At 57.0% G+C, this 8,292-nt stretch carries 8 protein-coding genes; 7 read left to right on the top strand and 1 reads right to left on the bottom strand.

Annotated features, from left to right (window positions below):
• Positions 1-248 precede the first annotated feature (248 nt).
• The 7 genes from modA (at position 249) to J0909_RS18055 (ending at position 7,195) form a co-directional block, all read left to right on the top strand.
• Entirely contained in the window at positions 249-983 is a 735-nt protein-coding gene (modA, locus tag J0909_RS18085; RefSeq protein ID WP_207265076.1) for a molybdate ABC transporter substrate-binding protein, read from the top strand.
• Positions 984-986: 3 nt separating this feature from the next.
• Entirely contained in the window at positions 987-1,643 is a 657-nt protein-coding gene (modB, locus tag J0909_RS18080; RefSeq protein WP_207265075.1) for a molybdate ABC transporter permease subunit, read from the top strand.
• Positions 1,643-2,395: an ATP-binding cassette domain-containing protein gene (locus tag J0909_RS18075; protein ID WP_207265074.1), complete on the top strand. Its 753-nt coding sequence runs from the start codon at positions 1,643-1,645 to the stop codon at positions 2,393-2,395. Before modB ends, J0909_RS18075 begins: the two co-directional genes overlap by 1 nt.
• A gap of 334 nt (positions 2,396-2,729) precedes the next feature.
• On the top strand, positions 2,730-2,939 hold the full coding sequence (locus tag J0909_RS18070; protein ID WP_207265073.1) for a TOBE domain-containing protein: 210 nt from the start codon (positions 2,730-2,732) through the stop codon (positions 2,937-2,939).
• 497 nt (positions 2,940-3,436) lie between these two features.
• On the top strand, positions 3,437-4,531 hold the full coding sequence (rfbG, locus tag J0909_RS18065) for a CDP-glucose 4,6-dehydratase (protein ID WP_207265072.1): 1,095 nt from the start codon (positions 3,437-3,439) through the stop codon (positions 4,529-4,531).
• A 910-nt stretch (positions 4,532-5,441) separates the two neighbouring features.
• Positions 5,442-6,953 carry an ArnT family glycosyltransferase gene (locus J0909_RS18060; protein ID WP_207265070.1) on the top strand — a complete coding sequence of 504 codons (1,512 nt, stop codon included), beginning with the start codon at positions 5,442-5,444 and terminating at the stop codon, positions 6,951-6,953.
• A gap of 80 nt (positions 6,954-7,033) precedes the next feature.
• On the top strand, positions 7,034-7,195 hold the full coding sequence (locus J0909_RS18055) for a hypothetical protein (RefSeq protein ID WP_207265069.1): 162 nt from the start codon (positions 7,034-7,036) through the stop codon (positions 7,193-7,195).
• A 575-nt stretch (positions 7,196-7,770) separates the two neighbouring features.
• Here J0909_RS18055 and J0909_RS18050 read toward each other — a convergent pair.
• On the bottom strand, positions 7,771-8,292 hold a 522-nt coding region (locus J0909_RS18050; RefSeq protein WP_207265068.1), incomplete at its 5' end, for a hypothetical protein.

Raw genomic sequence — 8,292 nt, 5'->3', positions numbered from 1 at the left:
CCATGCGTGTCTACCAATTCCACCACTTCGGCACGTTCAGGAAAAGAATGTCTATAAGAGAACCGGGGCGTTGGCAAGCATTATTTCAACATTCCTCCGCTTGAAGAAGAGCGGGGGAATGGGCGTCGTCATCCTGTCACGCGTTTGGGCATTTGCGTGACTCGCTTGTTCGAAGTGCCCGTATGTTCATATAAACGATTCGTGTTCTTTTCTGTTTCAAACAAAGAAAACCTAGCTCAGGAGTCGTCATGAAACGCATTTGCTCATTGATGCTTGTCCTTTGTCTGCTCATCCCCTCGGGGGCGTTCGCCGCAGACTTGTTCATCGCCCAGGCGGCCAACTTCACCCCGGTGCTCAAGGAGATCATTCCGCTCTTCGAGAAGGCCAGCGGACTCAAGGTCGAGGCTACCTACGCCTCCACCGGCAAGCTGTACGGCCAGATCGTCAATGACGCGCCCTATGACATGCTCATGGCTGCCGATGAGAAGCGCCCGAACAAGCTTTACGCCGATGGCCTGGCCGAAAAGCCCTTCGTCTACGCCAAGGGACAGGTGGTCCTGTGGTCCAACGACAAGAATTTCTGCGGCGACGACTGGAAGGCCACGGTGGTCAACCCGGCCGTCAAGCGCGTGTCCATCGCCAACACCGAGACCGCTCCCTATGGCACCTCGTCCATGAAGGCCATGCAGGCCGTGGGCATCTGGGACAAGGTCCAGCCCAAGCTCGTCTTCGGCCAGTCCATCTCCCAGGCATTCCAGTTCGCCTCCACCGGATCGGCGGACGCGGGCTTCTGCGCCTATTCCTCCGTGTTTACCGAGGTGGGCAAGAAGGGGTGTTTCGCCGTGGTTGACGAAGCCCCGCCGGTCATCCAGGCCGCTTGCGTGTTGAAGTCCGCTCCTCATCCCGAAGCGGCCGCCAAGTTTGTGAAATTCCTGTCCACCCCCGAGGTGCAGGCATTGAAGATCAAGTACGGATACAAATAGCTCATGGATTGGACACCACTGATCCTGTCGGCCAAGCTGGCCCTCTGGACCATGTTGCTTATTCCCGTCTTGGCCTCCCCGATGGCCAGCCTGCTGGCCTTCGGGAGGTTCAAGGGGAAGAGTCTCCTCGATGCCGTGGTCACTTTGCCCATGGTCATGCCGCCCACGGTGCTCGGCTTTGCCCTGCTCGTGGTCATGGGGCCGCGCGGTTATCTGGGCGGCCTGTGGGAAGACGTTACCGGGGATCGCCTGGTTTTCAGCTTCTCGGGTATTCTCATCGCCTCCATGGTCTTCAATCTGCCGTTCGCGGTTCAGCCCCTGCGGGCCTCGCTGGAAAAGCTGGACCCGAGATTGCTTGAGAGCGCGGCGGTCCTGGGGTTGTCCCCTTTGGCCACCTTTTTCCGTATCGTTTTGCCCAACTGCCTGGGCGGGCTGGCGGCCGCGTCCATTTTGGTCTTCGCGCACAGCCTGGGTGAATTCGGCGTCATCCTTATGGTGGGCGGTAGCATTCCGGGGCAGACACAGGTGGCCTCGGTGGCCATTTTCGAGGCGGTCGAGGCCTTGCGTTTCGACGACGCCTTCCGCATGTCGGCGGCCTTGATTCCCGTTTGCTTCGCGGTGCTGCTGATAATCAACAAGATCAATGCGAGGCGCACATAATGCTCAATGTGGAAATGACCAAACGGTTGAAACATTTCGACTTGGACCTGGCCTTTTTCTGCGCTCCGGGCGAGATCACGGCGGTGATCGGGCCTTCGGGCGCGGGCAAGACCACCCTGGTCCGGCTGCTGGCCGGGCTGGAGCGCCCAGACTCTGGCCGGATCACCTTCGGGGACACGGTCTGGGCCGACGCGGAAAAGCGGGTCTTCGTCCCCGCCCGCAAGCGCGGCCTGAGCCTGGTCTTTCAGGATTATACCCTGTTTCCGCACCTGACCGTGCGTAAGAATGTGGCCTTTGCCGCGTCGGACGAGCGCCGGGTGGACGAACTCATGACCATGTTTGGCATTCGCCATCTGGAGTCGAGCAGGCCGTCGGCCATCTCCGGTGGCGAGCGTCAGCGGGCGGCCTTCTGCCAGGCCCTGGCCCGTGATCCCGTGCTGTTGCTCCTCGATGAGCCATTCTCGGCCCTGGACGTGGCCAACCGGCGTAACTTGCGCAGTTGCCTCAAGGAACTCAAGGGGGAGTTGGGCATTCCCATCCTGCACGTGACACACGATCTGGATGAGGCCTTGTTTCTGGGCGATACCATCATGGCCGTGGAAAGCGGCAGGATCGCCCCCAACTGGCTCAAAGAGCAGCAAGCCATCCAGCACCGCCTGTCCATGTCGGGGCTGGCCCGGGGCGAGGGCGTTCCGTCGGCCCGAGCCGGGGAGCCGCCCGCTGCCGAGCGTGCGCTTCTCGGGTGCGGATGAGCACTCGGAAAATCTTATTGCGTCCGGCGGAGACTCGTCGGGCGCATTTATTTTGTGTGCAGGCGGGGAAAATCCCACCCGGCTCCACGGGTGTATCCGTCCCCAGCGGTCCGGCGACGAGCATCATGAGGCGATCCCGAATCTTGCCTTCACTTGTTCAGAGCTCTGAACCTCGGGGGACGTCCATGTTCGCCCACCACGGGGACACGGTCCGCTTATGGCGCAAGGGCGGAACCGCTGCCGGACGTTTTTTTGAGAAATGGGAATTATGCCTTTTACTGGCCAGCGGAAAGTATAGGATAGGATTCATCAACCAACTCATTGGAGGATCATTATGAAATTGAGTGCAAGAAACCTGGTTCCCGGCAAGGTCAAAAGCGTGACCGTGGGCATGGTCAATGCCGAAGTGGTCATTGAAATCGCTCCGGGCGTGGAGATCGTCTCCGTTATCACCAAGAACTCGGTGGAACGCATGGACATCAAAGTCGGCGACGAGGTCAAGGCCATGGTCAAGGCCACCAGCGTCATGGTCGCCAAGGATTAATCCGTTTCGTCCGGTCTCGGACAACAGCCGGGGGCGCTTCCGAAGGGGAGTGCTCCCATTCTTTTGTCACCGCTTTGCATGGGGTTTATTTTATTGGGTGTTTTTCTGTGTTTTTTCGGCGCGCTATAGTCTTTACAGACGTCGGGATATGATGCAGATTCCGTAACATTCATTGCGGAAATATCCGGTGCGTCCGAAGAGTCGGTTCTTTTCGGCGCGTCGGGAGCCGATGGACCAACGACGCAGCCTTTGCGCACGTGGTCGTCCCATGACTTCGAATCCATGAACCACGTTTTCCGCAGTTTTATCCCCGCAACGCCGGTCCCGGTTCGCTTGGCGTCCTTTCGGGCGTGGCCGGGCGTTGCCGAAACCGTTGTGCATCCGGGCGAGCCCGGTTGCACGTGCCCACGACGGCTTTCGGCGGCGCAAACATTGTCCGTGCGAGTGCGGCAACTTCAACAGTCTCTGGGTCTTGGGCAAGACCTTTTGGAAGCAGCATGTCCCCGTTTTCCGATTTTTACAAAGGCAGGAAGGTCTTTCTGACCGGCCATACCGGTTTCAAGGGCGCATGGCTCGCCCTGTGGCTTCATTCCCTGGGTGCGGAGGTCACCGGCTATTCCCTGGTCCCGCCATCCGAGCCTAACCTGTTCGAGGCCGCTGACGTGGCGGGCCGCATCCATCACGTCACCGGGGACATCCTTGATGTCGAAGCCTTGAACCGGGCCATGGCCGAGAGCCGTCCCGAGGTGGTCTTCCATCTGGCCGCCCAGTCCCTGGTTCTCGCTTCCTATGAGCGTCCCATGGAGACCCTGCAAACCAACGTCCTCGGCTCGGCCAATGTTCTCGAAGCCGTGCGCCGGACGGACTCCGTGCGTGCCGTGGTCTCCGTGACCTCGGACAAATGCTACGATAACCGGGAGCAGCCCTGGGGATACCGCGAGAGCGATCCATTGGGGGGGCGCGACCCGTACAGCGCCTCCAAGGGGGCCATGGAGATCCTCTGCGACTCCTGGAACCGCTCCTTCTTCATCCCCGAAGGGCGCGTGGGCGCGGCCACGGCACGGGCGGGCAACGTCATCGGTGGTGGCGATTTCGGCGCGCACCGGCTGGTCCCGGATTATGTTCGGGCCGTGCGCGGCGGCAAGCCCCTGGAGATCCGCATGCCCCATGCCGTGCGCCCCTGGCAACACGTGTTGGAGCCCTTGAGCGGCTATCTCTGGCTGGCCGTCCAGTTGGTCGAAGACCCGGCCGGATTCACCGGCGCCTGGAATTTCGCCCCCTTGGACAACGCCTGTTCCGTGGAGACTCTGGTGGAGACCATCCATTGCCTGAGCGGCATGGGCAGTTGGAAGGATATGTCCGACGAGCACCGGGGGCCGCACGAGGCGGCCATGCTCAAGTTGTGCAGCGACAAGGCCGCGCTGCTCTTGCAGTGGAAGGCGGTCCTGGAACTGGAGCGGACCGTGGACATGACCATGCGCGGTTACGGGCCGTTTCTCGGCCGGGCCCTGGATGCCGGGGAAGTCTGCCTGGGACAGATTGATGAATATACCGCCATCGCCGCCCGTAAGGGCAGGCCGTGGGCGTTGTAAGGCGCGCGGGCTTTCTACCGGCCTCCGGTTGCAAAAAATGTTTCGGGCCGACATGGCCCTGATCGGCAGGGGCGACGGTGTATTATGCCGTCGCCCCTGTGTCTTTTCCGCGCTTCCGCCACGCCAGCTTTCGCTGGGCCTTTCCGGGGCCAGGGCTGCGTGACGGCACTCCCTTCTTTTCTCCTCTGAAGGAGAAATCAGTCGTTGAAAGCCGCTTTGCGGCAGGATTCAGGTGGTTCACCGCCGCTGTGTAAAGTCCCCCATCTTAGGGCTAGCTAGTAGTAAAGACTTCCCGCCGATTTTTGGTGAGAGCCCAGAGGGCAGGGGGTCCCCCTTCGCTGCCAGGGTTGCCGGCAGTCTGGGATACTGCCTCCGAAAGGCACGGCGAGCTCCAACGGGAAACTTGTGCTGACCAGTGCTGTCGAGAAACGGGAAATCCTCGGAAATGGCGTCATATATCAGAAGAAATGGAGTTCGGCCGGGGAGAGGATGGCCGACTACTGGTACATGGACTGATTTTATGACTTCATGTCTGAATGTATTGAAAATCTGTCGCGTTAATATTACAATATTACGTAGGGCGGCTGTTGGCGTCCACGTATATGGAAAGCCTGTTTCGTAAAATGATTGTCCACCAGCCCCCCTACGTATGCGGTGTTCAACAAGCCTTGGGCAAGGTTCGCATAGGTAGTCATAACCGGTCGGGCTGGCTGTCACCCTGTTCTTTTCATTGACTGTGTCCCCGATATTTTTGATAATATCATTTTATAATAGGGCCACGGGGCCAAGCGTGAGGATGGGCCGCCGGTTTTAGCCCTGGAGGCAACCCATACGATAGAGTGTGGCTGCCTTCTGATCATACACTTGGAACATCTCGATCTTGTCGCTGCCAGACCTGACGGAGTACCGCTTGCAACAGAACATCATCCAGAAACGGGATCGCTACGGGCGGATGGTCCCTTTTTTCTACTGCCTTTTGTTTATCGTTACCTTTTCCCTGTGCTTTCGTTTTTTCACCTCCGCAACAGTCGAACAGGGCGGAGACGCTTTCTACAAATGGGGTTTCATCAGGCAGTACGTGTTGTTCGGGGATTTCCCTGCCACGTTGAATCATCACGTATGTCGATGGGCGATAAATATTCCGGTGTATTTTATTCAGAAATACATTGGAACCGGGCCGGGGGTTTATTATGTCTGGCCCTTTCTGACGGCCACCTTGTCGGCTGTCTTCAGTTTCCTGTTGCTTGAAAAAATCCGTGGGTGGCGCACGGGGCTGGCTGGGGCCGTTCTGGTCATACTCTCCGAGCCCATGCTTCGATTGGGGACCCAATTCTTGCCCATGGGCGCGGTCGTGGCGTATCTGTTGGGAGCACTTTACTTTCTGGTCCGCTGGCAGCATAACCGCAACAATGCTGTCCTTGTAATTAGTTCACTTTTTTTGTTTTTTTGTTACGGGGCGAAGATTACGTCCATCTATTATCTGCCGGCCTTTCTTGTTCTCATCTACCTCGCCGCAGAGAATAAAAGAGCCTCGATACGTAGCATCCTTTGTTTCCTCGGGGTCTTCATAATGCTTCTTGCCTTGGAAACGTACGTGTTCGATTCCATGACCGGTGCCACCTTGGGTAGGGTGGAATTGATCCAAAGAAGTCACCACGCCATACATACGGGCAACCCCAACGCCACATGGCAGTCCTCTTCCGATTCTTTGCTCAAATATGTGGCCAATTTTTTCGTGTATTTTACATATCCGGGGAAGGCCCCGTCGTTCTTGTATTATTTGGCTTTTGGGCTTTCTTTGTTGGCTTTCGTGAAAAGGCTGCGTCCGGTATATCCCCTGGCCGTGCCCTTTCTCTGCGGTTTTTTGGGGACCGCATATGCGATTACATCCGTTTTTCCTTTTGCCAGGCCGGAACGGATGCTTTTCAGATACCAGGCCGCCATATTTGAACTTGCCCTTCTTGTGGTGGTACTTTTCCTGTCCTCCAACCCGGTTGAACGACTCGTCGGAAATCGCAAGCTTCCCTTCAATGCGGGCGGCCGGGAAATCCGAGTGTTGCTATTTTTGCTTTTGGCCGTACCCGTGGCAACATATTCATTCAAGCATGTGAAAATGTTGAACAACGGATATATGAAGACCCTCAAGACCATGCAACTGGTCAGTCAGGCAAGCGAAACACACCAGCCCGTGTTCATCCCGTACAAAGCAGGTATCCGTCGTTCGATCAAAAGGATTTTCTTGTACCGATTGCTTTTTTCGGATGAACGCTACCATGCTGACAGCCTGTACTCGTTCAATGCTGCCCTTCTGGAAGGGCGACCCCTCATAACTCGTGACGGGAAAACCTACATGTTGGTTGATAGCAACGGATGTTCAGAGAATTTTGCGGAACACGCTGTAATTTTAATAGATTTTGATTGAATGATGCTAGGGAAGTTATGGGTGCTTCTTTTGAATTGGTGCAAAACTGCTGCTCCTTGGTCTGCAAGCCAGGAGACCTTGTGGACCAGGATACCGGCGCAGTGATCGCGGTTGATATTCACTCGGCGGACCAAGGCGACATCAATACTTTGGGTGAAACGCAGAAAACCATGAAAGCGAATCTGGAAAAGATCGGTAAGGCTCCTTCTTTCGATAATCCGACTGAAATGGCTAGCGCATAAAGGGTATCGCTCGTCGTTCTCACAGTGTTGGCTGACAGTCCATGGAAGACGCGAATCGTAGAGCCGAAACGCAATGGACTTACCTGGCAGCACGGCGACCATGACGCTTGGTGTGGCGTGTATAACAACCTGATACGGCTATGATTCGGCAAGGCTGCGGAATCAATGAAACACCGAACCGGACTCGCCGATCGCCGTATTTCCGACACACGCTCAGCCGAGGCGGCATGGGCAAGACATGGCTGCGGGGCGAGAAAATGCCGAAAAGCGCTACCTGCTTCATATCGCGGGCTTCCACCTCGAATTGCTTATGGAAAATGATCGGGTACGGCACTCCGAAAGAGGTGGCTAACGATGTGGAGTTGGCATACCTCCTCACGCCGTGCGTCCGGGAAACAGGAAAGAATAGGACACCAGAAGGCGGACGGGGGCAGGAATGTGTCGTCAACATATCGAGGTGCGCTGAATATGTTTTCCAAGCCCTCTGAACCTGGGGAGCTGGAGCAGGGTATCCCTTACATGGCGCACGGCTTGCCGGTCCACTTCGTCCACCGGAATGTCGCCGAGGATGTCGGTCAGGCTGTTGAGCGTGGACAGGATGTCTTGGCACTGCCCTCGCTCCAGCGCTTGGCGGCGATCCTGTCCGCCTTGTAGCGTTCCAGGGCTTGGGAAAGCAGTATTTGGGGCTTGGGTTCCTGTGTCGGCTGCGGAGCGACTGATTCGGGCGGCAGAATGGATTTTTCAAAGGTGTGATCGCCTTCGGCCCGGTGGCTGATGATGCGATAGTAGGCGATAAGGGTTTTGATGAATTCGTGCGCGAACTCATCGGACAGGGGGAGGGAGTCAGGTGGGCCGAAAGCCCCGTCTTTAGCCGCCATGATCGTGTATTTCCGCATGGTGGCGTAGTCTTTGGACACCATCAGGGCCTTGAGTGTTTCGATAATCCTTTCGGTATCTCCCGGCACGTATTGCGTGTGGGGGCTGGGCGGGGTGAGGTCTTTGATGGCAATATGTTCATTTTCTTTCAGGAAACGCTTGAGCCAGTCATTCATGAAGACTTTTATCTGGTCGAAATCATCCATGGGGAGTTCACCGTT

It is taken from the genome of Desulfovibrio sp. Huiquan2017, assembly GCF_017351175.1.
Classification (GTDB): domain Bacteria; phylum Desulfobacterota; class Desulfovibrionia; order Desulfovibrionales; family Desulfovibrionaceae; genus Pseudodesulfovibrio.
This window is presented reverse-complemented; position numbering and strand designations above follow the sequence as displayed.